The 25,967-nt window shown below is 62.3% G+C and carries 29 protein-coding genes; 8 read left to right on the top strand and 21 right to left on the bottom strand.

Annotation, left to right across the window (positions count from 1 at the left end):
- Positions 1 to 2: 2 nt before the first annotated feature.
- Entirely contained in the window at positions 3 to 1,208 is a 1,206-nt protein-coding gene (locus tag I9018_RS09355) for an acetyl-CoA C-acetyltransferase (RefSeq protein WP_241109259.1), read from the bottom strand.
- Positions 1,209 to 1,807: 599 nt separating this feature from the next.
- On the opposite strand from I9018_RS09355, the gene I9018_RS09350 reads away from it, so the two are divergent.
- Positions 1,808 to 2,257, top strand: a complete 450-nt coding sequence (locus I9018_RS09350; protein ID WP_068577896.1) for a rhodanese-like domain-containing protein — start codon at positions 1,808 to 1,810, stop codon at positions 2,255 to 2,257.
- A 35-nt stretch (positions 2,258 to 2,292) separates the two neighbouring features.
- A complete protein-coding gene (locus I9018_RS09345) occupies positions 2,293 to 3,060 on the top strand; it encodes a cytochrome c (RefSeq protein ID WP_068578025.1) in 768 nt (255 codons plus the stop codon).
- 332 nt (positions 3,061 to 3,392) lie between these two features.
- On the opposite strand, the gene I9018_RS09340 is transcribed toward I9018_RS09345, so the two are convergent.
- From I9018_RS09340 to I9018_RS09290, 11 genes are all read right to left on the bottom strand, one after another.
- Positions 3,393 to 3,734, bottom strand: coding sequence for a ribonuclease E inhibitor RraB (locus tag I9018_RS09340; protein ID WP_068577898.1), 342 nt, complete (start codon positions 3,732 to 3,734; stop codon positions 3,393 to 3,395).
- 211 nt (positions 3,735 to 3,945) lie between these two features.
- Entirely contained in the window at positions 3,946 to 4,179 is a 234-nt protein-coding gene (locus I9018_RS09335) for a hypothetical protein (RefSeq protein WP_241109258.1), read from the bottom strand.
- A gap of 138 nt (positions 4,180 to 4,317) precedes the next feature.
- On the bottom strand, positions 4,318 to 4,926 hold the full coding sequence (locus I9018_RS09330; protein WP_241109257.1) for an START domain-containing protein: 609 nt from the start codon (positions 4,924 to 4,926) through the stop codon (positions 4,318 to 4,320).
- Positions 4,927 to 4,969: 43 nt separating this feature from the next.
- Complete coding sequence (locus I9018_RS09325) at positions 4,970 to 5,224, bottom strand: YkgJ family cysteine cluster protein (protein ID WP_068577903.1); 255 nt, start codon at positions 5,222 to 5,224, stop codon at positions 4,970 to 4,972.
- 169 nt (positions 5,225 to 5,393) lie between these two features.
- Positions 5,394 to 5,846 (bottom strand): translation initiation factor 2, encoded by a 453-nt coding sequence (locus I9018_RS09320; RefSeq protein WP_277398098.1) that lies wholly within the window; start codon positions 5,844 to 5,846, stop codon positions 5,394 to 5,396.
- Between the two features lie 105 nt (positions 5,847 to 5,951).
- Positions 5,952 to 7,391: a PLP-dependent aminotransferase family protein gene (locus I9018_RS09315; protein WP_068577907.1), complete on the bottom strand. Its 1,440-nt coding sequence runs from the start codon at positions 7,389 to 7,391 to the stop codon at positions 5,952 to 5,954.
- Positions 7,392 to 7,594: 203 nt separating this feature from the next.
- On the bottom strand, positions 7,595 to 8,407 hold the full coding sequence (locus I9018_RS09310; protein WP_068577909.1) for an OmpA family protein: 813 nt from the start codon (positions 8,405 to 8,407) through the stop codon (positions 7,595 to 7,597).
- Positions 8,404 to 8,760 (bottom strand): DUF4398 domain-containing protein, encoded by a 357-nt coding sequence (locus I9018_RS09305; protein WP_068577911.1) that lies wholly within the window; start codon positions 8,758 to 8,760, stop codon positions 8,404 to 8,406. Before I9018_RS09305 ends, I9018_RS09310 begins: the two co-directional genes overlap by 4 nt.
- Positions 8,761 to 8,769: 9 nt before the next feature.
- Positions 8,770 to 9,594: a transporter substrate-binding domain-containing protein gene (locus I9018_RS09300; RefSeq protein ID WP_241109256.1), complete on the bottom strand. Its 825-nt coding sequence runs from the start codon at positions 9,592 to 9,594 to the stop codon at positions 8,770 to 8,772.
- A 77-nt stretch (positions 9,595 to 9,671) separates the two neighbouring features.
- Positions 9,672 to 10,601, bottom strand: coding sequence for an FAD-binding protein (locus tag I9018_RS09295; RefSeq protein ID WP_068577915.1), 930 nt, complete (start codon positions 10,599 to 10,601; stop codon positions 9,672 to 9,674).
- A gap of 2 nt (positions 10,602 to 10,603) precedes the next feature.
- A complete protein-coding gene (locus tag I9018_RS09290; RefSeq protein WP_031321267.1) occupies positions 10,604 to 11,353 on the bottom strand; it encodes an electron transfer flavoprotein subunit beta/FixA family protein in 750 nt (249 codons plus the stop codon).
- A 547-nt stretch (positions 11,354 to 11,900) separates the two neighbouring features.
- On the opposite strand from I9018_RS09290, the gene I9018_RS09285 reads away from it, so the two are divergent.
- Entirely contained in the window at positions 11,901 to 13,565 is a 1,665-nt protein-coding gene (locus I9018_RS09285) for an electron transfer flavoprotein-ubiquinone oxidoreductase (protein ID WP_068577920.1), read from the top strand.
- A 52-nt stretch (positions 13,566 to 13,617) separates the two neighbouring features.
- Here I9018_RS09285 and I9018_RS09280 read toward each other — a convergent pair whose 3' ends face one another.
- The gene (locus tag I9018_RS09280; RefSeq protein WP_068577922.1) at positions 13,618 to 14,508 is read right to left on the bottom strand and encodes an AraC family transcriptional regulator; all 891 of its coding nucleotides are present in this window, start codon (positions 14,506 to 14,508) and stop codon (positions 13,618 to 13,620) included.
- A 182-nt stretch (positions 14,509 to 14,690) separates the two neighbouring features.
- Between I9018_RS09280 and I9018_RS09275 the strand changes: the two genes are divergently transcribed.
- Positions 14,691 to 15,743, top strand: a complete 1,053-nt coding sequence (locus I9018_RS09275) for an NAD(P)-dependent alcohol dehydrogenase (RefSeq protein WP_241109255.1) — start codon at positions 14,691 to 14,693, stop codon at positions 15,741 to 15,743.
- Between the two features lie 49 nt (positions 15,744 to 15,792).
- Here the strand turns inward: I9018_RS09275 and I9018_RS09270 are convergent, their stop codons facing one another.
- Complete coding sequence (locus I9018_RS09270; RefSeq protein ID WP_022643191.1) at positions 15,793 to 16,272, bottom strand: GNAT family N-acetyltransferase; 480 nt, start codon at positions 16,270 to 16,272, stop codon at positions 15,793 to 15,795.
- A 177-nt stretch (positions 16,273 to 16,449) separates the two neighbouring features.
- Here I9018_RS09270 and I9018_RS09265 point away from each other — a divergent pair, with 177 nt between their 5' ends.
- The 4 genes from I9018_RS09265 to I9018_RS09250 all read left to right on the top strand — a co-directional run bounded on the left by I9018_RS09265 (position 16,450) and on the right by I9018_RS09250 (position 19,273).
- The gene (locus I9018_RS09265) at positions 16,450 to 17,091 is read left to right on the top strand and encodes an HD domain-containing protein (RefSeq protein WP_241109254.1); all 642 of its coding nucleotides are present in this window, start codon (positions 16,450 to 16,452) and stop codon (positions 17,089 to 17,091) included.
- A 114-nt stretch (positions 17,092 to 17,205) separates the two neighbouring features.
- Positions 17,206 to 18,420: an MFS transporter gene (locus I9018_RS09260; RefSeq protein WP_241109253.1), complete on the top strand. Its 1,215-nt coding sequence runs from the start codon at positions 17,206 to 17,208 to the stop codon at positions 18,418 to 18,420.
- Between the two features lie 84 nt (positions 18,421 to 18,504).
- Positions 18,505 to 18,831 (top strand): hypothetical protein, encoded by a 327-nt coding sequence (locus I9018_RS09255; RefSeq protein ID WP_241109252.1) that lies wholly within the window; start codon positions 18,505 to 18,507, stop codon positions 18,829 to 18,831.
- 61 nt (positions 18,832 to 18,892) lie between these two features.
- A complete protein-coding gene (locus I9018_RS09250; protein WP_241109251.1) occupies positions 18,893 to 19,273 on the top strand; it encodes a Rho termination factor N-terminal domain-containing protein in 381 nt (126 codons plus the stop codon).
- Positions 19,274 to 19,278: 5 nt separating this feature from the next.
- On the opposite strand, the gene I9018_RS09245 is transcribed toward I9018_RS09250, so the two are convergent.
- The 7 genes from I9018_RS09245 to I9018_RS09215 form a co-directional block, all read right to left on the bottom strand.
- Positions 19,279 to 20,199, bottom strand: coding sequence for a PfkB family carbohydrate kinase (locus tag I9018_RS09245; RefSeq protein WP_241109250.1), 921 nt, complete (start codon positions 20,197 to 20,199; stop codon positions 19,279 to 19,281).
- On the bottom strand, positions 20,192 to 21,658 hold the full coding sequence (locus tag I9018_RS09240; protein WP_068577935.1) for a cytosine permease: 1,467 nt from the start codon (positions 21,656 to 21,658) through the stop codon (positions 20,192 to 20,194). The genes I9018_RS09245 and I9018_RS09240 overlap by 8 nt, the downstream gene beginning before the upstream one ends.
- 162 nt (positions 21,659 to 21,820) lie before the next feature.
- On the bottom strand, positions 21,821 to 22,819 hold the full coding sequence (locus I9018_RS09235; protein WP_241109249.1) for an ADP-ribosylglycohydrolase family protein: 999 nt from the start codon (positions 22,817 to 22,819) through the stop codon (positions 21,821 to 21,823).
- Complete coding sequence (locus tag I9018_RS09230) at positions 22,816 to 23,529, bottom strand: GntR family transcriptional regulator (RefSeq protein WP_241109248.1); 714 nt, start codon at positions 23,527 to 23,529, stop codon at positions 22,816 to 22,818. Before I9018_RS09230 ends, I9018_RS09235 begins: the two co-directional genes overlap by 4 nt.
- Before the next feature lie 69 nt (positions 23,530 to 23,598).
- Positions 23,599 to 24,162: a DUF1285 domain-containing protein gene (locus tag I9018_RS09225; RefSeq protein WP_241109247.1), complete on the bottom strand. Its 564-nt coding sequence runs from the start codon at positions 24,160 to 24,162 to the stop codon at positions 23,599 to 23,601.
- A gap of 18 nt (positions 24,163 to 24,180) precedes the next feature.
- Complete coding sequence (locus I9018_RS09220; RefSeq protein WP_241109246.1) at positions 24,181 to 24,783, bottom strand: DUF4823 domain-containing protein; 603 nt, start codon at positions 24,781 to 24,783, stop codon at positions 24,181 to 24,183.
- A gap of 100 nt (positions 24,784 to 24,883) precedes the next feature.
- Entirely contained in the window at positions 24,884 to 25,852 is a 969-nt protein-coding gene (locus tag I9018_RS09215) for a radical SAM protein (RefSeq protein ID WP_068577945.1), read from the bottom strand.
- Positions 25,853 to 25,967 lie beyond the last annotated feature (115 nt).

Below are 25,967 nucleotides of genomic sequence, written 5' to 3'. Positions count from 1 at the left end.
GTTCAGAGGCGTTCGATGATGGTGGCGATACCCATGCCACCGCCGACACACAGGGTCGCCAGGCCGTAGCGCTGGCGGCGGGCCTCCAGTTCGTCGAGCAAGGTGCCGAGAATCGCGCAGCCCGTGGCGCCCAACGGGTGCCCCATGGCGATGGAGCCGCCATTGACGTTGACCTTGGCCGGATCGACAGCCATGTCCTTGATGAACTTGAGCACTACCGAGGCAAAGGCTTCGTTGACCTCGAACAGGTCGATGTCCTCGACCCGCAACCCGGCCTTGGCCAGGGCCTTGCGAGTGGCCGGGGCCGGCCCGGTGAGCATGATGGTCGGATCGGTACTGGTGACGGCGGTGGCAACGATCCGCGCCCGGGGACGCAGGCCCAGTTCGCGCCCCTTGGCCTCGGAGCCGATGAGCATCAGCGCTGCACCATCGACGATCCCGGAACTGTTGCCAGGCGTGTGCACATGGTTGATCCGCTCCACATGGCTGTAGACCCGCAAGGCCGTGGCGTCGAAGCCCATCTGCCCCATCATCTCGAAGCTCGGCTTGAGCTTGCCCAGGCCCTCCAGGGTCGAGTCGGCGCGGATGAACTCATCATGGTCCAGCAGGACAATGCCGTTCTGGTCCTGCACCGGCACCAGGGATTTTTCGAAGGCGCCGGCCGCCCGGGCCCGCGCGGCCTTCTGCTGGGAATGCAGGGCGAACTGGTCGACGTCCTGGCGGGAGAAGCCTTCCAGGGTCGCGATCAGGTCGGCACCAATGCCCTGGGGCGTGAAGTGGCTGTGCATATTGGTCTCGGGGTCCAGCACCCAGGCACCGCCATCGCTGCCCATGGGTACCCGCGACATGGACTCCACGCCGCCCACCACCACCAGCTCCTCGAAGCCGGAGCGCACCTTCATGGCCCCCAGGTTGACCGCCTCCAGGCCCGAGGCACAAAAACGGTTGATCTGTACCCCGGCCACGCTCACATCCCAATCCGCCGCTTGTACGACGGTCTTGGCGATATCGGCGCCCTGGTCGCCAATGGGGGTCACGCAGCCCAGGACGACGTCGTCCACCTGGCTGGTGTCCAGCTCACAGCGTTGCTCCAGGGCACGCAACAGGCCCGCCGCCAGGTTCACCGGTTTCACACTGTGCAGGGCGCCATCGGCCTTGCCTTTGCCACGGGGCGTGCGTAATGCATCGAATATCAGAGCTTGGGTCATGACGTCCTCGAACCGCTGTACAGGGAAAAATGTCGAGTTCCCACCTTAGGCGCGACAGCGTTGGATTCAATGACCGATGCGCTCAGCCGCCTTGACGCTCACGCTCAGACGAACGGTAGGTAGCTAATGGATCAACCGATGAAGGGGCGCGAGCTGTCTAGCCAAAGGGCGGCCACCGGGTCTTGAGCAGCAGCTATAGCGATTTGATTGAGATTGGCGATAACGCCATATGAATTGGATCTAAGCCAGGGGATTCAAGGCCCCTAAGGTAGAAACTGTAGGAAGTTTCGGACGGACTTTGCACCGGAACAGGTAAGAAAATGGAAACATCGCCGGCCCATAGTGAAGTAAAGGAACCGGCTTGCATTGATGCTCAGGAATAACAACAAAAGGCATTCAGCCATGTTCAAACAATCGAAAGTACGCCAGGCGGGACTCATTCTCTTCGCAACCACACTGCTGTTGATCTTGCCGAACCTCACCAAAGTGCTCGGCTGATTCGTGGCTGCTCGATCAACGGGTCATAAAATTATCCCCGGTTCCTACCGGGGCACGGACTTGTGTGCCAGTCTTCCTGTGGAACATCACGGGGAAGATTCATGCGCCATTGGATTGCATTTGCCGCGCTCTTGAGCGCCTTCAACGCCCACGCCGGGATCATCGACGTCAACCGCGCGGTGGATGAAATCAATGACGGCGCGCTGATCCTGGACTTGCGCAACGACAGCGACTTCGCCGCAGGCAACCTGCACAACTCCTTGCAGGTCAACCTCGAATTGGAGGACGGCACCGGCATCAGCGCCGAAGGCCTGGCCTACCAACTGCGCAAGGTGGTACTGGACCCCAACGCTACCGTGGTGATCTACAGCGATACCAACCAGCATGCCCTTGAGGCCGAAGACACGCTGATCAAGCACGGTTATTTCGGTATCGTGAACGGCGGCAACTACGATGAACTCCGGGATGCCCTGTTCGACCATGTGTCGCGACCAGACGACGTGCTGCCCGGCAACGAACCCACTGACGACGATCCCACGGCCATCAATTGAAAGCCCTGTTCCTCTGCACCACCCTGCTGCTGAGCATGCCCCTGCATGCTGCCCAACTCCTGATCGACCTGGGCTCCGGCAGCCGCACCTGGCAGACCGAAGAGCTGCTCCAGCACCCCGCAGCCCAGGACATCACCATCAAGGATGATGTCTCCTACAAGCGCGACATGACCTACCGGGCAGTTCCCCTGGCGAGCCTGCTCAAGGACCTGAAGGCCGAGGATCATCTACAGGCCGTGGCCCTGGATGGCTTTGCCGCCGAACTGAATGCCGCGCCCTTGCTCAACCGCCATGGAGCCCGGGCCTGGCTCGCCATCGAGGACCCGGCCAAGCCCTGGCCGGCCCTGGCGGCAGGCAAGCCTGGCGCCGGGCCTTTCTACCTGGTCTGGACCGACCCCGCTGCCGGGCACATCAGCCCCGAGCAGTGGCCGTTCCAGGTGGCACGCATCCAGCGCCTGGCACCGGTGGCCGAACGCTTCCCGGCCCTGCTGCCAGCCCCTGGACTGGCGGCCAACGACCCGGTCAACCAGGGGTTCGCACTGTTCCAGAAGAACTGCCTGGCCTGCCATCGCCTCAATGGCGCCGGCGATGCGCAGTTCGGCCCGGACCTGAATATTCCCTACAACCCCACCGAATACTTCAACCCAGGTTTCCTCAAGCGCTATATCCGCGATCCCCAGGGCCTGAGGCGCTGGCCCCAGGCCAAAATGCCAGGGTTCAGTGCCAGCGTCCTGCCCGATGCAGAGCTGGAGTTATTGCTGGGTTACCTGAAGCACATGGCCGGACGCAAGCAAATCCCCTGAACTGCGCGCACTGGCGCAACAGTCGAGGCCGCCCTCCAAGCAGCTTGCAACGGCAAGGCCTTTGTCTATCGAGCGTATAGCCAGAGTCGATTTCTCTGTGCGCTCGCACGCACAGATAATTGCCCCCATCGAGCAAGTACTCCACCGAGCCTGATGGAGTCGCTGCCCTCTTTTTGATGACGCCGATGACGACCGGAGCCGGACTCTCCCGACCGGTTCCCTCTCCTGACCGGTCTTCCCTTTAGCCACCCTCCCGGGTGGCTTTTTTTATCGGCCCCATAAATGCAATCGGCCAACCCAAGGGGTTGGCCGATCATCAGGCTCGCTACGGACTAAACCAGTCGCCCGCGGATCTCGTGCTTCACCCCCCAGCCTTCAATGATGCCGCCCAGAGGCTCGACCACAGCTTCGAAATCCTGCTCGAAATCGCCGATGCCACCATAGGTGGCGTACATCACCTTGCTCAGTTCCAGGTACCAGGCACCGTCGTCACGCACGCTGACCTGGGCATTCAAGGATTCACCGCGAAAATGTCCTGCCGCCCTGCGTGCCCGCTCCTCATCCGGGAAAATGGCGTAGAACTCGATGGGATGGAATCGTGAAAAATCAAAGCCGCCTTCTTTCATGCGGCGCAGCACGCTGCTGCTGAGATCTTCTTGAAAGGCTGTGCTCATGAAACGTCCTCCTCGAACCTATGGATAGACTTTCCGTGCTTCCCGGCAGCACGCAACAGGCCTGCGTCACGACCCGAAAAGGGTCGACGGGAAACAAGCATGGAGCTGGCAAGATCAAGGCTTGGCGAAGAACTCGCTGATCTTGCTTGCAGATTAGCGCCAACCTCTGGAGGTCGCCAGAAATTGCTATCGGAGCTACTCCCGCTACTGATTAGATCGGCGTGATGCTGAGAATCTGAATACTGTTTTGTTCTTTCAGGCTCTTGAGGGTGGGGGTTTCGGTACGTCCCTCCAGGTCGTTGAGGTCCAGTTCGGCACTTATCGGCAGCAATTTTGCTCGAACCAATTGAGCGGCGCGCTCCAGTGTCGGTTGCTGCTCGCAATCGAAATACTCGACAGACTGGACACCGTGATCATCAACGAAAGCGACTTGCCACTTGTGCATCAATGCCTCCTCGATAGCCCCTGATTGGGCCTACAACATCTGGACCTTGAGCCTTTGAAAAACGTTCCGCCTGGGCCCTCGGCAGCCCATGAAAAAGGCCGCCCGGAGGCGGCCTTGTATCGTTGTGAATCTCAGCGATCAGGGCTTTTCAGCACGAGCCTTCAATGCCTTCAGGGTATTGAAAGGAGCATCGACCACGAACTTGTTGGCCAGCCAGGAAGGCACGCTGCCTCCAGGCTCGGTATGGACCTGATAGGTCACCTCGACCTGATCGGCGCCCTTGGGCACGAACTTCCAGTAACCCTCGACCTGGGCCACGCGCACGAAGCCTTTTTCTTCCGGAACATAGGTCGGCACACCTTCGAGCTTGCGGGTCAGGCTGCCGTCGGCACCCTCGCTGGTGGTGATGTGCAGGACCGAGTCACGAGCGGTGACCGGCCAAGGGGTATTGAACTGGGTGTAGGTCCAGCTTTGATCGCCCTCGTGCTTGAGCAGCTTCTGAGTCTTGCATTCGTGGATCCAGGAGCAGGCACCGGCCACGTCTTCCTGCAGCGCACGGAGCTTGGCGATGCTGGTCTTCATGGTGGTGACCCCACGATAGGCCTTGTATTTGGAACCGGCCACTTCACTCAAGGAGACCTTGATGCCGTCTTCATCCTTGGCCGTTTGCCAGTCTTCGGCCTGGGCCGTTGCCGACAACAGCACGGTTAACCCACAGAGCACAGCAATTCGATGCAGCGAACCCATTGTCTTATTCCTTATTGTTGAAGTTCCGTTCATTGAGGACACCCTAAGCCGCTGTCACTTGCTCCCACCAACCGATCAGGCGGATGGCTTCTTCACGGCTTTCGCCACAAACCTCAGGATCTGCCTGGAACGCCCCACACACCGCCGGCCGCTCAGGCAAGCCGAAAAGGTTGCACAGGTGTTCGACGGAAAGATGTAGGCAACGTTCCCCGGCCGGCTTGCCATTGGGCATGCCGGGCATTGGGGTACTGATGGAAGGGGCAATGCAGCAAGCGCCACAACCTTCACGGCAGTTCATGACGAAAAGCTCCTCGCGACAAGCAAAGTGTCGAATGACGCCTGGTAAGAGTAACCGCTAAAACAGCTGTTTAAAATTACTCAAAGAACGGATTTAACGCACAACCGTGCGTGACTGATCAGTCTCCGACAAAGTGTCGATCAGCCCAGTCACACAGCGGTTGAAGAATTTATTGCTTGAACTCGAAATCCAGGGCAGCGCCCTCGATGTCACGGCGCTCGTCCCTGCGCAACTGCAATTGCATTTCGTTGCTGAGCAAACGCCCGTTGAGTTGGAATGGACTGCTTTCCTTGGGTTTCTCACCGAACATCGGTGGCAACAACGGCGTGTGCTTGGGCAATGGAGTACTGCCAATGGGTTGCAGGTGCTTGACCATTTCCGGTGGCAGGCTCAGGTCGACCTTGGGGCTGACCAGTGGGGTCTTGATATCTTGATAGGCCCACTTGCCCTTGCTGGTAGCGGGTGATTGCTTGCCGCTTTTGGGCTTGCTCGCCGGCGCCTTGGGCGCTGGAGTCTTCCTGGTGCTGGCCGACTTGCTCGGATGCGCCTGGCCGGCCCGCGGCTTATCTGCAACCGGCGCTGCCTGGACGGGCAGCACGGCCCCCCCAACAGACAGGCACATAACCAGATGGCAGGAAAAAAGGCTTTCATAAAAGGCAGGTAGATCGATAAAAGGTTCTCTATGCTCGCTTGTTGCAAGCCCCATGACAAGCATGGAGCCCATTGTTCAGAACGCGCCAGTGGCCTCCTGGCACAACTGGCTGGCAAGCATTCCCAAAGTCATCAGCGCTCGCTCGGCTTCACGATTCCAAGGCGTGCCGCAGTTAAGGCGCACACAGTGGTTGAACTGCTCGGTGTTACTGAAGATCAGCCCCGGAGCAATGCTGATGCCTTGTTGCAAGGCACGCACATGCAGTTCCTGGGTGTTGACCCGCCCCGGCAAGCTGACCCACAGGATGAAACCGCCAGTAGGCCGGGTAATTTGCGTTCCCTCGGGGAAATACTGCTGGACCGCCAACTGGAAAGCGCTGAGGTTCTTGCGGTACTCCTGGCGGATAAAACGCAGGTGCCGGTCATAACCACCGTTCTCCAGATAGGCCGCAACCGCCATCTGAGTGACGCTGCACGCCGAATGCGTGCTGAAGGTCTGCAGGCGCTGGATCTCCTGCTGGTACTTGCCGGCAATCATCCAGCCAATACGCACTCCGGGCGACAACGTCTTGGAGAAACTTGAACAGTAGATCACCCGATCCAGGCGATCGTAGGCCTTGAGGGCCTTGGTACGCCCGACCTCGAACATCAGCTCGCCGTAGATATCGTCCTCGACCACCTGGATATCGAAATCCGACGCCAGGCGCAGAAGCTGCTTCTGGCGCTCTTCCGGCATGGTGCCGCCCAGCGGGTTGCTCAGGCGCGTCGTCAATACCAGTGCCTTGATCGACCATTGGTTGGCAGCCAGTTGCAAGGCTTCCAGGCTCATGCCGGTGGACGGGTCGCTGGGAATCTCGATGACCTTGAGCCCAAGCAGGTCAGCCAGTTGCAGTAAGCCGTAGTAGGTCGGCGACTCGGCAGCGATCAGGTCGCCTGGGCGGGTCAGGACCCGTAGCGACATTTGCAGCGCGTCGACACAGCCATGGGTGATGACCACTTCCGAAGGGTCGACCACCACTCCCGCGTCACGCATGCGAATCGCTACCTGGCGCCGCAGGGGTTCGAAACCCGGGCTGAACATGTAGCTGAACGCCCGAGGACTATGAAACCGGGTGACCTTGGCCAGTTGCTGGTGCAACGCCCGCACCGGCAGGTAGTCGACACTGGGCACCGCGGCTCCCAAGGGGAAAACCCCTTCGCGACGCGACTCCACCAACACCTGCTGGATGATACTGCTACGGGTGACCAGCCCTGGCCGTTCGACCCGGGCAATGTCCGGCGTCGGTGCCGTCAGCGCTGGCGTCTGGTGCACGTAGTAACCCGACTGCGGCCGCGCCCGGATCAGCCCCTGGTCTTCGAGGTTAGCGTAGGCCTGGAGCACCGTGGCATGGCTGACATTGAGCTGCGAACTCATCTTGCGTACCGACGGTACGCGCTCCCCCGGCTGATAGACACCACGGCGAATATCCTCAGCCAATTGCTGAGCGATACGTTGATAGAGCAAGAGATTGGTCATGGCGCAGCACCCGATTTCACGGTGTTTTATTTTTGTGCGAATCAGTACCGGCACAGTTTGGAAGTGTACTGGGACAGTTCCTACAATAGTCGAGCACCCCAGTCAGTGAAAAGCATCACTGCAGTTTTTTTAGCAACTTGCGACCGCCATAAAAAAACCCGATGCCTGTGGGGCATCGGGTTTTCAGCAACAACCAGGCGGCTTCAGCGAGCGGCGCCGAGCTGGCCCTTTTCATCGGAAAAGACGATTTCCACTCGCCGGTTCTGGGCCCGACCACGCTCGGAGGCGTTGGCCTCCACCGGGTAGTCGTCACCATAACCCTCGACCTGGATGCGTTTTTCATCGACCCCCAGGTCCACCAGCACATCGGCAACAGCCTGGGCGCGATCACGAGACAGCTGCAGGTTGTTCTGGCGCTCGCCGGTGTTATCGGTGTATCCCTCGATGCGCACCACGCGCTTGGGGTTGAGCTGGAGGAACTGCGCCACCTTGAGCACGATGCGATTGGAGGAGTTGTTGAGCTCCGCTTCACCGGTATCGAACAACACGTCGCCCAGTGTCATCACCAGGCCACGGTCGGTATGGGTAGTGGCCATGCTGAGGATCTGCTCCTCCAGCCACTTCCCTTGCTGTTGCACGCTGCTCAGCTTGGCCTCGCGCAATGCCAGTTGCAGGCGCTGGCGCTCCAGCTCGAGCTTGGCTGCGCGCTCCTGGTTGAGCATCTGCTCGGTGTGTTCCCGGGCAATCTCACTGTAGCGGCGGCTGAGATAGGCGTAATGCTCAACGTCGCTGCCACTGCCCCAATAGCTTGAAAGACGATCGGCACGGGCCAGTGATTCACCGGCGCGGATCACATCCTTGGGCGCGCTGCGCAGGACATTGGAGTCCTCCTTGACCTTCTGGAAGTCGTTGTAGGCCTGTTGCAGGGCTTCCTCGCTCTGCTGGCCGGCACAGCCCACCAGGCTGGCGCAGACCCACAGCAGGGCACTGCCAAATACCGGTTTGGAAATCTTCATTGGGCATCCCCCAGTTGCTTGCGCAGGCGAGTGATGCGGGTGTTGAGTACGTTCACCTGCTCCTGGCTCTTCTGGGTCAGCACCTTGGCTTCGGCCAGGCGCGCATCCAGCTCGGCCTGCTCGGCTCGTACCCGGGCTTTCTTGTAGGACTCATCCTGCATATTGCCCTGGGCTCGGGAAAACTTTTCTTCGGCCAGTTTCAATTCCGGCACCTGCTCGGCCGTAGCACCCACAGCCTTGGCCTGCTCCAGGGCCCGGGCAGTCAGACGCATCTGCTCGTTGGGGGCCGGATCGGATGCACAACCGGCCATGGCCAGAAAGGCCAAGGCAGCAAAAAGAGGTCGAATAGTCACACAAGATTCCTACGGTTTGGGGCTGCTGACGGGTTGCTGCAACTGGGCTTTCCAGCGCTCCAGATTGCGCTGCAACAGGGCCTCCGTCAGACCGGACGCGGGCAATTCTGTCATCTTTTTTGCCAGCTGTCCGCGCAACCATGGGTCATTGCAAGCCGAGTTGTGGGACAACGCCAGGAACAGCCCTGACTTGTCGATAGGTTGGGGAAACGCGACCAGGTCCGCCGCCAATCCCAGGGACTGGGCCATGGTCATGCCGGCATAACGCGGCGCCAGCACATAGTCCACTTCGCCCAGCAGCAGCTTCTGGAAGACCTGGGTCAGGTTTGGCAGGTGCTTGAGTTGCAGGTGCTCCTTGGCCAGCGCCACGAAGGGCTGCGTCAGGCGAGCCTTTTCCGACACAGCGCCAGTACGCCCATGCAAGTCCGCCAATTGGGTATAGGCCAGGGTCGAGTCCTTGCGAGTCCAGACCAGGTAGTCGTTCAGCACCAGCGCCGGATGGATGTAGTCCAGAGACTCCAGTTCATTGATGGTCAGCGGTGCATCGGCCAGCATGTCCATGCGCCCACTACGCACCTCCTCCAGGGCTTCGGAGCGTTTGCCGGCATACAGCAACTCCACCTTGAGGCCCAACTCCCCTGCCACCTGTTGCAGCAGGTCGGCACTGGCCCCCATCAGGTGCTTGGGGTCCTGTGGATCGCGCCATAGGTAAGGTGGCGCATCGGGACTGCCGGTCACTACCAGCCGCTCGCACTTGCCCGCAGCCATCCCCTGCGACGAGCACAGCAACATGCCCAACAGTACTGGCCAGCCACTCACGCGGCGCAGATCCATGGCGATACCTCCCAACAAACGGCAGACAAAAAAAACCCGGCCAAAAGGCCGGGCTCTTTATAAGTGAAGCCGCTGGATTAGACCAGCTTCTCCAGCTCAGGTACCGCTTCGAACAGGTCAGCCACCAGGCCGTAGTCGGCCACCTGGAAGATGGGCGCCTCTTCGTCCTTGTTGATCGCGACGATCACCTTGGAGTCCTTCATGCCCGCCAGGTGCTGGATCGCGCCGGAGATACCAACGGCGATGTACAGCTGTGGCGCGACGATCTTGCCGGTCTGGCCGACCTGCATGTCGTTAGGCACGAAGCCTGCGTCCACGGCCGCGCGGGAAGCGCCGACCGCAGCGCCCAGCTTGTCGGCCAGGGCGTACAGGTGCTTGAAGTTGTCGCCGTTCTGCATGCCGCGGCCGCCGGAAACGACGATCTTGGCAGCGGTCAGCTCAGGACGATCGGACTTGGCCAGCTCTTCGCCGACGAAGCTCGACTTACCGGCATCGTGGACCGCACCAACGGTTTCCACCGCAGCCGAACCACCTTCGGCGGCAACGGCGTCGAAGCCGGTGGCACGCACGGTGATGACCTTGACCGCAGCAGTGGACTGCACGGTAGCAATGGCGTTACCGGCATAGATCGGACGCTTGAAGGTGTCGGCGCTTTCTACCGAGATGATCTCGGAGATCTGGTCGACGTCCAGCTGAGCAGCAACCCGCGGCAGGATGTTCTTGCCGTTGGAAGTGGCGGCAGCCAGGATGTGGCTGTAGCCAGCGCCCAGCTCGGCAACCAGCGGTGCGACGTTTTCCGGCAGTTGGTGCGCATAGGCAGCGTTGTCGGCTACCAGCACCTTGGCCACGCCAGCGACTTTGGCAGCAGCCTCGGCCACGGCGCCAACGCCTTGACCGGCCACCAGCACGTGAATGTCGCCACCGATTTTGGCAGCAGCGGCCACGGTGTTCAGAGTGGCCTGGGCCAGCGCTTTGTTATCGTGTTCAGCGATTACCAAGATAGTCATGATCAGATTACCTTCGCTTCGTTTTTCAGTTTCTCGACCAGTTCAGCCACCGACTTGACCTTGATGCCTGCGCTGCGTGCAGCCGGCGCTTCGACTTTCAGGGTCTTGTTGGTGGAGGCGGTGGAAACGCCCAAAGCATCAGGAGTCAACGTCTCGAGCGGCTTCTTCTTGGCTTTCATGATGTTCGGCAGCGACGCGTAGCGCGGCTCGTTCAAACGCAGGTCGGTGGTGACGATCGCTGGCAGGTTCAGCGCAACGGTCTGCAGGCCGCCGTCGATTTCACGGGTGACATTGACCTTGTCGCCAGCCACTTCGACCTTGGAGGCGAAGGTGCCTTGGGCGTAGCCGCTCAGGGCCGCCAGCATCTGGCCGGTCTGGTTGTTGTCGCTATCGATGGCCTGTTTGCCCAGGATCACCAGTTGAGGCTGTTCCTTGTCGACCACAGCCTTGAGCAGCTTGGCCACGGCCAGGGAGGTCAACTCTTCAGCGGACTCGACGAGGATCGCGCGATCGGCACCCAGTGCCAGGGCGGTACGCAGTTGCTCTTGAGCAGTAGCGGGACCGATGGAGACGACGACGATTTCAGTCGCCACGCCTTTCTCTTTCAGGCGTACGGCTTCTTCCACTGCGATTTCGCAGAAAGGGTTCATCGACATCTTGACGTTGGCGAGGTCGACGCCGGAGTTGTCCGCCTTGACGCGAACCTTGACGTTATAGTCGACCACTCGTTTGACAGCTACAAGAACCTTCATGGATTCCTCGTTACTCTCCGGTGAAAAGAAAGTCGCCTAGGCGAGAACCTGGCGGTTGATGCTCATCGGCACAAGGGCACCTCCAAAAACGCCGGCGCACATAAGGTAGACGTCGCTCACGAGATGATGACCGTTCGTCAGTGGTGACCGACGAGTCATTCATTATCGCGGCGTGTAAACTGCGCACTTTCAAGCTGCGCGGCCCGTCACCTTCACTGCCTTTGCCCTGCCTTTAGAGGTGCTCTTGAGACCAACAGTCAGCCTACGGCGAGCGCAAAACCGACCGTATCTTGACCGGAACACCTTTTCCGGTCAATACGGCAAAATGGCCGTTCATACGCCGCGCTTCTTTGATTTACCTGGCCTGCGGCAATTTCAAACAAACGTTTGTATTGGACGCTAGGAGTGGTGTAGATATAATGCGCCGCCCAGAGAGAAAGGTCGGCCGTCCCTCCCCTCTCCCCCCATCGGCGATGGGAGAAAGCGGGACGCAATGCCAAACCTCCAATTAGAAAAAACCGTTGAGCCTTGAGTAGGAGATAGCCTAGTGGAACGCGAATACATGGAATTCGACGTAGTCATCGTCGGTGCCGGCCCCGCAGGCTTGTCCGCCGCTTGCCGCCTGAAGCAGAAGGCTGCAGAAGCAGGCAAGGAAATCAGCGTCTGCGTCGTTGAAAAAGGCTCCGAAGTCGGTGCCCACATCCTTTCCGGCGCCGTGTTCGAACCACGGGCCCTGAACGAACTCTTCCCTGACTGGAAGGAACTGGGCGCCCCGCTCAACACCCCGGTCACCCGCGACGACATCTATGTCCTGCGCAACGGCGAAGCCGCCACCAAGGTTCCCGACTTCTTTGTGCCCAAGACCATGCACAACGAAGGCAACTACATCATCTCCCTGGGCAACCTGTGCCGCTGGCTGGCCCAGCAGGCCGAGAACCTGGGCGTGGAGATCTACCCAGGCTTCGCCGCCCAGGAAGCCCTGATCGACGAAAACGGCGTGGTCCGCGGCATCCTCACCGGCGACATGGGCGTGGATCGCGAAGGCCATCCCAAGGACGGCATGTACACCCCGGGCATGGAACTGCGCGGCAAGTACACCCTGTTCGCCGAAGGCTGCCGTGGCCATATCGGCAAGCAGCTGATCAAGCGCTTCAACCTGGACAGCGACGCCGACGCCCAGCACTACGGCATCGGCCTCAAGGAAATCTGGGAAATCGACCCGGCCAAGCACCAACCGGGCCTGGTGGTACACACCGCCGGCTGGCCGCTGGACATCATGGGCACCGAGAACACCGGCGGCTCCTTCCTCTATCACCTGGAGAACAACCAGGTGGTGGTCGGCCTGATTGTCGACCTGTCCTACTCCAACACCTACCTGTCGCCGTTCGATGAATTCCAGCGCCTCAAGCACCACCCGGTACTCAAGCAGTACCTGGAAGGTGGCAAGCGCATCAGCTACGGCGCCCGCGCCATCTGCAAGGGCGGCCTGAACTCGCTGCCGAAGATGGTGTTCAAGGGCGGCGCGCTGATCGGCTGCGACCTGGGCACCCTGAACTTCGCCAAGATCAAGGGCAGCCACACCGCCATGAAGTCCGGCATGCTGGCCGCCGATGCCGTGGCCGATGCGCTGCTGGCCGGTTCCGAAGGCGCCGACGAGCTCAACAGCTACGTCAGCGCATTCAAGTCCAGCTGGCTGCATGACGAGCTGTTCGCCAGCCGTAACTTCGGCCCGGCGATCCACAAGTTCGGCGCCATCGTCGGTGGTGGCTTCAACTGGGTCGACCAGAACCTGTTCGGCGGCAAGCTGCCGTTCACCCTGCACGACACCAAGCCGGACTACGCCTGCCTCAAGCTGGCTAAGGACTGCGTGAAGATCGACTACCCGAAACCCGACGGCAAGCTGAGCTTCGACAAATTGAGCTCGGTGTTCATCTCCGGTACCAACCACGAAGAAGAGCAGCCTTGCCATCTGAAGCTCACCGACCCGAGCATCCCCCTGGGCCGCAACCTGCCGCTGTACGACGAGCCAGCCCAGCGCTACTGCCCGGCCGGCGTGTACGAAGTGGTCACCCAGGAAGACGGCGAGAAGCGCTTCCAGATCAACGCCCAGAACTGCGTGCACTGCAAGACCTGTGACATCAAGGACCCTGCGCAGAACATCACCTGGGTCACCCCGGAAGGCTCCGGCGGCCCGACCTACCCGAACATGTAAGTCGACGCCCTGCGAAAAGGCCCCCATATGGGGGCCTTTTTCATTCCAGCGCTCAAGCCGCGCGCTCATCCCCCGGGCTGCGCTCGAAGTAGCGCTTGTACTCGCGGCTGAACTGCGAGGTGCTCTGGTAGCCCACCCTGTGGGCCACCTGGGCCACGCCCAACCCCTCGCCCAGCAGCAATTGCTGGGCCTTGAGCAGCCGCAAGCGCTTGAGGTACTGCACCGGCGACAACAAGGTGCTGCGCTTGAAATGCTCATGGAAAGCCGAGGTACTCATATTGGCGCAGCGAGCCAGGGTCTCGACGTTCAACGGCTCGGTGTAGTGCTGGTGCAAATGGTTGAGCGAGGCGGCGACCCGGGCGAAATGCCCCTGCTGCTCCACCAGCGCCCGCAAGGCTTCGGCCTGGGGTCCGCGCAAGGCGGCGAACAGCAGCTCACGGACCCGCGCCGGCCCCATGACCTTGCACTCCAGAGGATCGTGCAGGCAGCGCAACAAGCGCTCCACACAACCGCGCATGCTGTCGTCGAGGACCACCGAGGTCATGGACTCCAGGGTCTGCGCCGCGGCTGCGGGCCCATCGCCGATGCCCATGGCCAGCACCAGCTCCCTGAGCACGGCGCGGTCGATACCGATGGAGATTCCCAGTAGCGGCGCGTTGGGCAAGGCGAAGGTTTCGCACTCGAACGGCACCGACAGCGCCTGGATCAGGTAATGCCCGGCGCCGTACTCCAGGGTCCGGGTGCCCAGGTACGCAAGCTTGCTGCCCTGGACGATGATCATCAGGCTCGGCTCGTAGATCTGCGGCCCCCGGGCCACATCGCGGCTGGCCCGCAGCACCTGGATCCCGGGCAAGGCAGTAGCGGCGAAGCCCTCGCGACTGGCCAGGGGCTCGAGCAGCGCGACCAGGGGGGCATTGGCGTCCAGATGGCGGGTCAACAACATGTGGGCAAACTTCATGCAAGGGAGGGGATGCCAGCATCATCGCAGGTCCGTTGGCCAATGCCCCGTGAAAACCGTCGATGGCGGAGGATTAGGCATGACATGCCGAGGAATCGCCATGGTTGCCCGCAAGCCTCGCGCCGACAATGCGCCGCCTCACTTGTCAGCGCTTTGCGAGGTCCACCATGTACACCGCCATCGGTTATGCCGCCCAGTCGGCCACCACTCCCCTCGCCCCCATGAGCTTCCAGCGGCGCAGCCCGCGCCCGGACGACGTGGCCATCGAGATCCTCTACTGCGGCGTCTGCCACTCCGATATCCACCAGGCCCGCAACGAATGGGGCATCGCCGTGTACCCACTGATGCCGGGCCATGAAATCATCGGCCGGGTCACCGCCGTCGGCTCCAGCGTCAGCCTGCACAAGGTCGGCGACCTGGTCGGCGTCGGCTGCATGGTGGACTCCTGCCGCCAGTGCGAGGCCTGCGCCGCCAACCTGGAACAATACTGCCTGCAGGGTCCGACCCTGACCTACGCCTCGCCAGACCGGATCGATGGCAGCAACACCATGGGTGGCTATTCCGACAGCATCGTGGTCAGCGAGCATTTCGTGGTGCGCATCCCCGAGTCCCTGGACCCGGCCAGCGCCGCGCCGATCCTCTGTGCCGGCATCACCACCTACTCGCCACTCAAGCACTATGGCGTCAAGGCCGGGGACAAGGTGGGGATTCTCGGCATGGGCGGCCTGGGCCACATGGGCATCAAGTTCGCCAAGGCCCTGGGGGCCGAAGTGACCTTGTTCACCCGCTCGGCGAGCAAGGCCGAGGAAGCCCGGCAACAAGGCGCGGATCACGTGATAGTGTCCACCGACCCGACGCAGATGCAGGCCGCGGCCGGGCAGTTCGACTTCCTCCTGGACACCATCCCGGTGGCCCACGATCTCAATCCCTACCTCGATACCCTGCGCTTTGACGGCGTGCACATCCTGGTGGGCCTGATCGAACCGGTGGACCCGGCACTGCACGCCGGCAAGCTGGTAATGGGCCGCCGGGTGCTGGCCGGCTCGTTGATCGGCGGCATCGCCGAAACCCAGGAAGTGCTGGATTTCTGCGCCGAGCACGGCATCCGCTGCGACATCGAGATGCTGGATATCCGCCAGATCAACCAGGCCTACGAGCGCATGATCAAGGGCGACGTGAAATACCGCTTCGTGATCGACATGGCGACCCTCAAGGCCTGAGTCGACCTTGAGTGCGGCGCCAGCGACCCGGATCGCTGGCGCCCGCGCTTCAGCCGCGGGCGAAGGCCCGCAGCACCTCGCCATCCATGCGGTACTTGACCCATTCCTCCTGGGGCTGCGCCCCCAGGGACTTGTAGAACTGGATCGCCGGTTCATTCCACTCCAGCACACTCCACTCGAAACGCCCGCAATCGTTGTCGCAGGCGATCTGTGCCAGGTGCCGCAACAGTTGCTTGCCGGCCCCTCCGCCACGCTGCTCGGGAGTGATGTAGAGATCTTCCAGGTACAGGCAGTTGCTGCCCAGCCAGGTGGAATAGCTGAAGAAGAACACCGCGAAACCGATCGGTACGCCGTCGCGCAGGCACATCAGGCCATGGGCCGTGGCGCCTTCGCTGAACAGGCTGCGCTCGATATCGGCGACGCTGGCGATCACCTCGTGACGGGCTCGCTCGTAGTCGGCGAGTTCGGTGATGAACGCAAGGATCTGCAGGGCATCGCTGGGCAGCGCAGGACGGATTTCGACGGTCATCGGCGGTTCTCATGGCGGAATCAGGTCGGCCATATTAGAACGACAGCCGAAAGACATGCACGGGCATTTATCCACCATCGGCTATCCCTGCGTGCCGGCTTTGCGCCGCATCGACACTTATCGTCACCAGCGCCAGCGGTTAGAGTGACGACCACACCGCCAACCGGAGCCTGCCCCATGACTTTCGCGCCCCTGGAACCCTTGGCTGCCAGCCTGCTGCCCCATGCCTTCGAACCCCACGACGACGGCGCCCACGACCTGTCCCACCTGTATCGGGTGTGGAGCAATGTCCGGCGCATCGTCGCAGAGGAAGGCGGCGACCTGCGCCTGCTGCTGGCCGCGACCCTGCTCCATGACTGCGTGAACGTGGAAAAAAGCTCGCCGCTGCGCTCCCAGGCTTCGCGGCTCTCGGCCCAGCGGGCACGGCAGGTCCTGGCCGACTTGCACTGGAGTGCCAGCGATATCGAGGCCGTGGCCCATGCCATCGCCGCCCACAGTTTTTCCGCCGGGCTGACACCGACTACCCTGGAAGCGCGAATCCTCCAGGATGCCGATCGCCTCGACTCCCTGGGCGCGCTCGGCGTGGCTCGCACCTTCTATGTCTCGGGGCGCCTGGGCCGAGTCCTGTACGACCCGGCCGACCCACGGGCCAGCCACCGCGAACTGGATGACTCGCGCTTCACCCTGGACCACTTCCAGAGCAAGCTGCTGCACTTGGCCGAAGGCTTCCAGACCACCACTGGCAGCAAACTGGCACAGGTCCGGCATGAACGCCTTGAACGCTTTCGGCGCGAGTTGCTGGAGGAAATCGGCCAGTAGCACCCACATTCACTCCGCTGCCGACTGATCCTGAGGCGGTGAGTAATGGAACAATCACTGGCTACAGACGTGTTAGAAAGCCCCGCACAACGACAAGCACAAAGAGGCGCTTTCATGTCCCCCAGCACGCCCCCGTCACCTCGGGTTTTCGACCCGTTGTTCGGGCTGTTCTGCCTGGGCAGCTACCTGCTGTCCCTGTCCTATGGCTCGACCTTCCTCCTCTCGCTGCTGATCAGCAGCCACGGCGGCAACGAGCATGACGCCGGCCGGGTGATTTCCGTGGCGATGCTCAGCACCTTCGTTGCGGTGATCGCCTCCGGGCACCTGGCGGACTGGCTCGGCGCAGCGCGCTCGGTGGCCTGCTTCGGCAGCCTGCTGGTCATCGCCTGCCTGGGCTTCGCCCTGACGCCGGGCGTCGGGCCCGCACTGCTGTGCTTCGGCTGGATCCTTGGTCTGGGTTGGGGAGTGTTCTACACCCTGGGACCGATCATCGTCGCCATGCTGGTCGCCCCCTCGCAGCGTCCACGCTACTTCGCCCTGTTGTCGGGCAGCATGATGAGCGGCATCGGCTCCGCTCCACTGCTCGGGCGCCTGGCCAGTGCCCTGGGATATCCCCTGAGCAGCAGCTTTTTCCTTGCCGCCGCAGCCAGCCTGCTAGGTGTGCTGATCTTCTGGCGACTGGCTGGCCACCTGCAGCGGCGTACCGACCACCTGGGCACCGCAGCGGCACGAATCACCTGGACCGGCACCCTCCGGGTACTGACCTCCGGGGCCCTGTTCCCGATCCTGATGGTGGGCCTGGGAGGTTGCGTGTTCGGCGGCCTGTCGAGCTTCCAGACCAGCTATGGCCCCGCCCGAGGCGTGGACTACTCACTGTTCTTCATTGGTTTCATGAGCGCGGCCATCGCCAGCCGGATGCTGATTGCCGGCATCGTGGTCAAACGCGATCCGTACTGGGCCGCGTGCCTGTTGTCGGGATTGATGATGGTGTCGATCCTACTGTTCCTGTCGGTGGTGGACAGCAGCGCCAGCTACCTGCTGGCCGCCATGACACTGGGCATCGGCTATGGCCTGACCTACTCGGTGATCAACGGCCAGGCAGCCAACGAAGCGCCACCGGGCCACACCTCGCAGGCATTGCTGCTGTTCAGCCTGTCCTACTTCATTGGCGTATTCGGCTTCCCGTGGCTGGCCGGACGGATCATCGTCGAAGCCGGAATCCAGGCATTGCTGCTAGGCGTGCTGGCGATCGCCACAGTGAACTGGCTGATCGCGCTTGGCCGCCTGGGCTGGAGCTACCGGCTTCGATCCCGGGCGGCCCAGGCCTGACACCGTTCGTCGATCACCCGGCACCAATCGCAGGCCAGGGCAGACCAATATCAGGTAGCGACTCTAACGAATGGAGGCGACATCATGATCAAGGTCCAACTTTCTGCCCTGGTCCTGGCCGGACTGCTGTCCAGCGCGGCCATGGCCGGCTCCACCGGCCCCACCAACCCCGTGGAAGGCCCCAAGTCACCGGCCACCCAAGGCTCACCGAAGATCAACATCAACCCGCCGACCACGGACGAAGGCTCGTTGCCACCGGCCACCGGCACCGATCCACGGATCCAGGGCAACGACAACGGCCGCCAGGGCGGCGCCGGTACCCTGGACTCCGGGACACCGGACAACGGCAAAAGCGGCACCGGCTCCAAGACCACCACCGGCGGCTCGGGCTCCGAAGGCAGCAATCAGTAACGGGCCATTCGCACTGTCATCCAGCCAGTCCTGCTTGCCAGGATCCAAGAGGAAAGACGCCATGACTCGAGGAAGCAAAGCCAAGTACACCCTGACCCAGCGGCGCAAGGCGGCGGCCATCGAGGCCAGCTATGAAGAACGCGGCCTGCCCCCGGAGGAGGCCGAAGCCAGGGCCTGGGCCACGGTCAACAAGCAGTCCGGCGGCGGCGAGCGGGCCGGAGGCTCCGGCAGGGACAAGCACCCGGCGGACAAGGCCCGGGCCCGCAGCGACTCAGCCCGGCGCGCAGCCGCGAGCCGCCAGGGCCACCCACGTAACAGCAAGGCGTCGCTGGCCACCCAGAGCAAGGACAGCCTGCTCCAGGAAGCACGGGTAAAGAACATTGCGGGACGCTCGCGCATGCGCAAGCAGGAATTGATCGAAGCCTTGTGCCAGGCTGGCTAAGCGGATCAGCAAGCCCGCAGCATGGCCTCAACTTCTGCAGTGCCCGGCGCCGTGGCCGGCCCCCGGCGGGTAACCGCCAGGGCTGCCGCGGCGTTGGCCCGGCGAGCGGCTGCCAGGGGCTCGTGTCCCGCCGCGAGGGCCGCGACAAAGACCCCAGCGTGGGCATCACCGGCCCCATTGCTGTCCAGCGCTTCGACCTGAAACCCGGGCACCAGGGCATGTCGCCCCTGCTGGCGGACCCAGCACCCCCGGGGACCATCACGCAGCACCAGCAAAGCCTCGGGTGCCAGGCGCATGGCCAAGTGCTCCAAGGCACTGTCGATATCCAGGCACCCGGTGAATTGCAACGCCTCGGCGCGATTGCTGCTCCAGATACCCACCCGAGGCAGCAGGGCCGCCATCAGCGATGGTTCCACCGAGCCCAGTAGAGGTCCCGGATCGAACATCAGCGGCAGGTCGCTTGGCAGGGCCAGCAACCAGTCGAGCAAAGCCTGGGCCTTGCTCGCCTGCAGCAGGCTGTAGCCACTGACATAGACATAATCATCGGCCGCCACCCGGACCTGCGCCAGGTCTTCGGTGGACAGCTCTCCCTCGGCACCGATATGGGAAATGAAGGTGCGCTCGGCACTGGCATCGGTCAGGACCACACACAAGCCGGTATCGGCGCCAGGACTGCACGCCAGGCTCATCTGGATGCCTTCGCGCTGCATCGCCTCGCGCGCCAGGTCACCGAAGCGCCCCTGGCCATGGCGCCCCAGGTAGACCACCGGCAAGCCGTTACGCGCCGCCGCCGCCATGACATTGAAACCGCCACCGGCCTCGAAGCGTGCCGACTCGGCCAACACCTCGCCCCCCGGCGCCGGCAGGCATTCCACCGGCATCGCCAGATCGACAATGACCTGGCCGCTATGAAGCAGCCTAGGCATTGGCATTCTCGGCAAAACCGGCACGCCGATCCCGCGCCCCGCCCAGCAACCCATAACCACCACCGGCCACCAGGAACGTGACAACCCAGCCCAGGCCGTTCTGGCCTAGCCATGAATTGGCCAGAGGCCCGGTGAACCAGACATCCTCGGCGGTGGTGCCAATGCTGGTGAAGCAAAAACCCAGGACGATCGCCAGCAACCAGGCGCCGAAGGCGCGCCATTCGATACCGCCCTGGTACCAGTAGGCACTGGTGGGGCTGACATCCAGCAAGTCGGCGGCGCTGTAGTGGTGACGGTGGACCAGGTCCATCACGAAGATCCCCACCCAGGCGGTGATGGGTACCGCCAGCAGGGAAATGAAGCTGATGAAGGGGCCATAGAAGCTGTCGGCGATCAGCATGAAGTAGATCGAGCCGATGAAGATCGCCACGATGTCCACCAGCACCGCATAGACACGCTTGACCTTCAGGCCCAGGGTCAATGCGGTGAGGCCGGCGGAATACACCGACAGGTTGTTCGACAGCAGCAGCCCGCCGAAGGCGGCGACCAGGTAAGGCACGGCCATCCAGGTCGGCAGCATGTCGCGGATGGCAATGATCGGATCGACTGCCGAGGCCAGGTGATCATTACCCACCGACAGCAAGCCCCCCAACGTGATCAAAAGTACCAGCGGAATGCCGGCACCGAAGGCGGCCGAGGCCACCAGGCGGCCGGCGGTGACCGAGCGCCGCTGATAACGCGACATGTCCGCCCCGGAGCTGGCCCAGCCGATACCGGTACCCGCGGCCATGGTGCCGATGCCGATCAACACGGCGCTCATGGGTGCTGGAGCGGCATTGAACACGGCGGTCCAGTCGATGGTGGCGCAGAGGAACCCGCCCACCAGCACGTTCAATGCGCCAAAACCATAGGTGGCCCACTTCTGGATCAGCAGCAAGGTGGCGTGACCCAGGCCCGATACGCTCAGGGTCAGCAGCACGAAAATGGCGATGAACAACAGGGTCAGCAAAGGTGCATCCTTCGCCGACGCCGGGGTCTGGAACAGGATCGAACTCAGGGACAACAGGACGAAGGCGGCCGTGGTGGTATTCACCGTTTCCCAGCCCACCCGGGACAGCATCGACACCAGGGTCGGACCAATATTACCCCGCACCCCGAAGATCGCCCGTGACAGCGTGAGGCTGGGAGCCCGCCCCCGCCGACCGGCTACCGAGATCAGGCCGACCACGGCGAACGAGCCCACCGAGCCGAGGAACGCCACCAGCAGTACCTGCCAGATCGACAAGCCACGAAACGCTACCAGCGTCGCCCCCAGGGGCAAGCCGAGAATACTGATATTGGCTGCGAACCAGACCCAGAACAGTTGTAGCGGATGGCCGTCGCATTCCGCCTCGGGGACGGGTTCGATGCCACGGGTCTCCAGTTGCCCGGCACCCTGCCCGGCTGTCGATGAACTCATCGGTAACGCTCCTGTTGCCGTTGTTATGGTCTTAGGCAATTTCGGAAGTCGCTGAACATCCCGGCATTCCTGGCCGTATCCAGAGCCGCCAGCCGCAGCGGGCGAACTCAGGGCTTTCCATAGCGGTCGGCGGCTGGCCGACGGTGCAACGGCCTTGGCGAATCAGCGCAAGGCCAGCAGTTGTTCTACCAGAGGCTGCAGATCCAGTTTATTGACCTGCCGCACCAAGGCGATCAGATCGCCAGGCCAGCCGTCCAGGCCCACACAGGCGCCGAGCATGGCGCCGAGGATCGCGGCAATCGTGTCCGTGTCGCCGCCCAGGCTGGCCGCCAGGCACAGCGCCTCGAAAGCCGCCAGTTGCCCCAGCGCCACTTGTCCGGCCAGGGCAAAACTCACCACCACCGACTCCTGGGAGGCCACCGAGGTACCAATCAGTTCATACAGCGTCCGGGCGAACCGGGCCTTGTCGCCATCGACCCGCAAGGTCGCGGCCCACTCCAATCGGGCAGCGATGCTCGCGCCGGCCACCCAGTAACCGTGCGCCTCGGCCTGGCGGGCAAGCCGCATCCCCAGGGCAAGGGCCTCGACCAGCGGTGCCCCGTTGATTCCCGCAGACACCACCGCGGCCACTGCCGCTGCGCTGGCAATGCCCAGGCTGGTGTTGTGGGTCACCTGGCAGGCCTGGGCCACGGCCTGGACAAAGGCCTGCGGCTCGGCAACATCGGTAGCGATCGCCACCGGGGTGATGCGCATGGCTGCACCATTGGTGGTGCCATAACGCCCCGACTCCTCCACCGAATACCCGGCGAGGATCATCTCAATGGCATGTTTGGTGGAAGGCCCCAGCAGATCCTGGGAACCCTTGGCTCGCATGGCGGCTTCCCATTCGACCAGGCCCTGCGCCAGCTCTTGCGGATCGATCCGGCCTCGCCCCTGCACCAGCAGGCGCCCGACCAGGATCGCCTGCTCGGTGTCATCGGTGATCGAGCCCTTGGGCATGTTGGCGGCGATCGGCTGGTCCGGGCCGGCATCCTCCAGGGTATGGATGCTGCCGAAACGTTGACGGATCTGCTCATGGCTCAGGGACTGGGTCGGCATCCCCAGGGCGTCGCCCAAGGCCAGTCCGTAGAAAGCTCCCAGCGCACGCTGGGTGGGGCTCACGGCAAATCCCCGAATTGCAGGTGCATGCGAAAATGCTGCGGGTCCAGGAGGCTCTCGACCTGCTCCATGAAACGGCCCTGGCGGTCATAGGTGGTACGCAGGGCCTTGAGGAATACTTCACCGGTGGCCCGCCCCAGCAACTCGGCGTCCTCGGCACTCAACGGCTCGGCGCCGATCCATTGGTCACCGCGCTCGCCGATATAGCCATAGGCGGCCAGGGTGATGGTCAGGGAATCATCGATCAGGCCGACCCGAGGCAAGCCTTCCAGCTCGCCGGATGCAGGGACCAGCGAACGCTCAAGGGACAGTACCCGGCCATCGGTGCTGCGACGCCGGCGATCCAGGGCGATGAACCGGTCAGTGCCCAGGCGATGCTTGAGGTCCGGACGACAGATCGCCTCTAAGCGCAACACCTCGGTGTTGATCAGTGCGCCGCTGTCGGCCAGGGCCTGGGCCCAGCCATGGTTTTGGTCCAGTGCGACGCCGTCGAAGGTGACGATGGAGCCCACCCCGCTCTGCGTGGCAATGTAATTGCGTCGCTTGAGCTCAGCCAGGGCCTCGCGCAGGGTGCCGCGGCTGACACCGAACTCCTCGGCCAGGCGATGCTCTCCCGGTAGCTGGAAGCCGTCCTCCATCAGGCCGCTTTCAATGCGCCGGATCAGCTCGTCGACCACCCTTTTTTTCTTATCGAATCGGACATGTTTGATCATGTCGGATTTGATACATGAAAGGCCGGATCAAGAGCAAGAAATATATTCTTACAACAGTCCGGGCGCGGCTCAAGGCTCCGGGCCAATGGGGAAAAATACCCCGCCGCTCCATACCCCAAGCCAGCTCCGGCCGTCCAGGACGCGAGCCTGCGCCAGCTCCACCAACTGGTAGAAAACATTGCGATGGATCAGCGCCTCGAGATTGTGTCGGATGTGGATATAAGGCGCCGGTTCCCCGGTTTGCGGGTCAACCTCTACCCGCAGCGGATGCTCGCTGCCGGCACACACCTGCTCATCGACATGAGTGAAAAAACGCAGCTCCTGCTCCTGGCCTCGCCCCTCTACTTCCAGGGTCACCGCGACAAAGGGCGCGTCATCGACCTTGATCCCGACCTTCTCCACCGGGGTGACGAGGAAGTAGTCGTCACCATCGCGGCGGATGATGGTGGAGAACAACTTGACCATGGGCTTGCGGCCGATGGGCGTACCCAGGTAGTACCAGGTTCCGTCGCGGGCGATACGCATGTCGATATCGCCGCAGAACTCGGGATTCCACGAATGGACCGGCGGTAAACCCTTTTCAGCCTTGGGAATCTGCGCCAGCAAATCGTTGGCCTTGCCTGGACCACTCATACCACTCTCCTCCTTGCTTCAGTCGCTCAACCCCAACAGGCCACGAGCGTATTGCTGCAGGGGTGGGCCGAGCAAGTCTTGCGGCTTGTTGTCATGGAACGTCAGTAAACCGCCGCGACTGCGCATGCGCGCAGAATCGATCAGGTACTGGGTGCTGGTTTCGATCAGCATGATCTGGATGGTACTGGTGTCGACCCCCAGGCGATCCACCGCTTCCTGGTCCAGCCATTCGTCGGAGTTGCCGATGCGGTCATCGGCCTTGGCGAACCGCGCATAGAGCAGGTAATGCGCGCCCTGGCTCCGAGCTTCGGCCATGGCTTCATTGAGGCCTTCCGGAGCCCTGGCCCGGCGGACCATCGGGAAATACTCGATAAAGCCGTTGAAGGCTTCCTCAGCCACTACGTTAGGTCGCGGATAAGCGCTGCCAGGCGGCACAAAGTGCCCTTGGGCGATGAAAATGAACGAATCGGGTTGAATGCGAAACGAACTGGTACGCCGGGTATCGCTATGATCGAGCATCCCCGCATCACTCAGGTGGTAGCGCACCCCTTCGCCCATATCACTGACATTCATGCAGCCGCCAAGCGCCAAAAAGGCCAGCAGCAAAACCAGGCTACGCATCCTACCCTCCAAAATCCGGTGACGGAAAACCGGCGAATTGCCACGAGATGCAGCTTCCGCGCCAGCTCTACTATCAAAGGGAATGGCAGCTACCCAAGGGTCAACCACCAATGATTTTCATCACCGTGGCGCCACCGGAAAATGCCACGTCCTGCTTGTCGCCCAAGGCCTTGACCAACAACCGCTGTAGAGCTGGCAGGGCTTGATGACGCGGTTTGTCCAGCAAGTCGCCGACATAGTGGCGGTTGCTCGAGGACAGGCAGCCGTGCAGCCAGCCGGTGGACGACAGGCGCAAGCGCGAGCAGGTCCGGCAAAATGGCACGCTTTCGTTGGCGATCACGCCGAAGTGGCCCAGGCCGGGGATTTCATAGCGCACAGCAGTGGCGTCCAGCGGCGCCTCGGCTTGCAGGTATTCGTAACGCTGGCCGATCAGCTCCAGCAGTTGCCGCAAGCTGACAAACTGCTGCACAAAGGCATTGCCATCGCTGGCCAGGTGGCCCATGCGCATCAACTCGATGAAGCGCAGCTCGTAGCCCTGTTCCAGGCAGTAATCGAGCAGCGGCATGACCTGGTCCAGGTTCTGCCCCCGCAGCGGCACCATATTGACCTTGACCTTCAAGCCTGCCGCACGCGCCTGCGAGAGGCCATCGAGCACTGTGGCCAAGTCGCCACCACGGGCAATGCTGCGAAAAGCCGCGGCATCCAAGGTATCGAGGGAAACGTTGACGCGCCGGATGCCGGCATCGAGCAGCAGCGGCAATTTGCGCGCGAGCAGTTGGCCATTAGTGGTCAGGCTGATGTCCTCCAGGCCCATCTGCCCTACAGCCGCCATGAAGGATTCCAGCTTGGGACTGACCAGCGGCTCGCCGCCAGTGATGCGCAAGCGCTCGATACCGGCGGCCTCGATCAGATACGCCACGCCCCGCGCCATCGCCTCGGCCGACAACTCGTCCTGGGCAGCCACCAGCCGCTTGCCATTGGGCACGCAGTAGGTACAGGCGTAGTTGCACGCAGACGTCAGGCTGATCCGCAAGTTGCGAAAGCGCCTGCCTTGACGATCGACGATCATGGATGACTCCGGCGTAAGAAGGGAGAGGCGCGCAAAACCTGACTCAAAAATCAGGTTTTAGCAAGTCCCAAGCCTGAGTATATTCCTCGGACACTGCGCCATACAGAGCACTGAT

It is taken from the genome of Pseudomonas sp. MPFS (assembly GCF_022537035.1).
GTDB lineage: Bacteria > Pseudomonadota > Gammaproteobacteria > Pseudomonadales > Pseudomonadaceae > Aquipseudomonas > Aquipseudomonas sessilinigenes.
The sequence above is the reverse complement of the archived record's forward strand: the minus strand, read 5'-3'. Positions and strand labels throughout refer to the sequence as shown.

What these genes read in the sequence shown, in the direction of transcription:
- I9018_RS09355 (WP_241109259.1), bottom strand. Translation starts at nt 1,208, where the DNA reads ATGACCCAAGCTCTGATATTCGATGCATTACGCACGCCCCGTGGCAAA.
- I9018_RS09350 (WP_068577896.1), top strand. Translation starts at nt 1,808, where the DNA reads ATGCGCCATTGGATTGCATTTGCCGCGCTCTTGAGCGCCTTCAACGCC.
- I9018_RS09345 (WP_068578025.1), top strand. Translation starts at nt 2,293, where the DNA reads ATGCCCCTGCATGCTGCCCAACTCCTGATCGACCTGGGCTCCGGCAGC.
- I9018_RS09340 (WP_068577898.1), bottom strand. Translation starts at nt 3,734, where the DNA reads ATGAGCACAGCCTTTCAAGAAGATCTCAGCAGCAGCGTGCTGCGCCGC.
- I9018_RS09335 (WP_241109258.1), bottom strand. Translation starts at nt 4,179, where the DNA reads ATGCACAAGTGGCAAGTCGCTTTCGTTGATGATCACGGTGTCCAGTCT.
- I9018_RS09330 (WP_241109257.1), bottom strand. Translation starts at nt 4,926, where the DNA reads ATGGGTTCGCTGCATCGAATTGCTGTGCTCTGTGGGTTAACCGTGCTG.
- I9018_RS09325 (WP_068577903.1), bottom strand. Translation starts at nt 5,224, where the DNA reads ATGAACTGCCGTGAAGGTTGTGGCGCTTGCTGCATTGCCCCTTCCATC.
- I9018_RS09320 (WP_277398098.1), bottom strand. Translation starts at nt 5,846, where the DNA reads ATGTGCCTGTCTGTTGGGGGGGCCGTGCTGCCCGTCCAGGCAGCGCCG.
- I9018_RS09315 (WP_068577907.1), bottom strand. Translation starts at nt 7,391, where the DNA reads ATGACCAATCTCTTGCTCTATCAACGTATCGCTCAGCAATTGGCTGAG.
- I9018_RS09310 (WP_068577909.1), bottom strand. Translation starts at nt 8,407, where the DNA reads ATGAAGATTTCCAAACCGGTATTTGGCAGTGCCCTGCTGTGGGTCTGC.
- I9018_RS09300 (WP_241109256.1), bottom strand. Translation starts at nt 9,594, where the DNA reads ATGGATCTGCGCCGCGTGAGTGGCTGGCCAGTACTGTTGGGCATGTTG.
- I9018_RS09295 (WP_068577915.1), bottom strand. Translation starts at nt 10,601, where the DNA reads ATGACTATCTTGGTAATCGCTGAACACGATAACAAAGCGCTGGCCCAG.
- I9018_RS09290 (WP_031321267.1), bottom strand. Translation starts at nt 11,353, where the DNA reads ATGAAGGTTCTTGTAGCTGTCAAACGAGTGGTCGACTATAACGTCAAG.
- I9018_RS09280 (WP_068577922.1), bottom strand. Translation starts at nt 14,508, where the DNA reads ATGTTGTTGACCCGCCATCTGGACGCCAATGCCCCCCTGGTCGCGCTG.
- I9018_RS09275 (WP_241109255.1), top strand. Translation starts at nt 14,691, where the DNA reads ATGTACACCGCCATCGGTTATGCCGCCCAGTCGGCCACCACTCCCCTC.
- I9018_RS09270 (WP_022643191.1), bottom strand. Translation starts at nt 16,272, where the DNA reads ATGACCGTCGAAATCCGTCCTGCGCTGCCCAGCGATGCCCTGCAGATC.
- I9018_RS09265 (WP_241109254.1), top strand. Translation starts at nt 16,450, where the DNA reads ATGACTTTCGCGCCCCTGGAACCCTTGGCTGCCAGCCTGCTGCCCCAT.
- I9018_RS09260 (WP_241109253.1), top strand. Translation starts at nt 17,206, where the DNA reads ATGTCCCCCAGCACGCCCCCGTCACCTCGGGTTTTCGACCCGTTGTTC.
- I9018_RS09255 (WP_241109252.1), top strand. Translation starts at nt 18,505, where the DNA reads ATGATCAAGGTCCAACTTTCTGCCCTGGTCCTGGCCGGACTGCTGTCC.
- I9018_RS09250 (WP_241109251.1), top strand. Translation starts at nt 18,893, where the DNA reads ATGACTCGAGGAAGCAAAGCCAAGTACACCCTGACCCAGCGGCGCAAG.
- I9018_RS09245 (WP_241109250.1), bottom strand. Translation starts at nt 20,199, where the DNA reads ATGCCTAGGCTGCTTCATAGCGGCCAGGTCATTGTCGATCTGGCGATG.
- I9018_RS09240 (WP_068577935.1), bottom strand. Translation starts at nt 21,658, where the DNA reads ATGAGTTCATCGACAGCCGGGCAGGGTGCCGGGCAACTGGAGACCCGT.
- I9018_RS09230 (WP_241109248.1), bottom strand. Translation starts at nt 23,529, where the DNA reads ATGATCAAACATGTCCGATTCGATAAGAAAAAAAGGGTGGTCGACGAG.
- I9018_RS09225 (WP_241109247.1), bottom strand. Translation starts at nt 24,162, where the DNA reads ATGAGTGGTCCAGGCAAGGCCAACGATTTGCTGGCGCAGATTCCCAAG.
- I9018_RS09220 (WP_241109246.1), bottom strand. Translation starts at nt 24,783, where the DNA reads ATGCGTAGCCTGGTTTTGCTGCTGGCCTTTTTGGCGCTTGGCGGCTGC.
- I9018_RS09215 (WP_068577945.1), bottom strand. Translation starts at nt 25,852, where the DNA reads ATGATCGTCGATCGTCAAGGCAGGCGCTTTCGCAACTTGCGGATCAGC.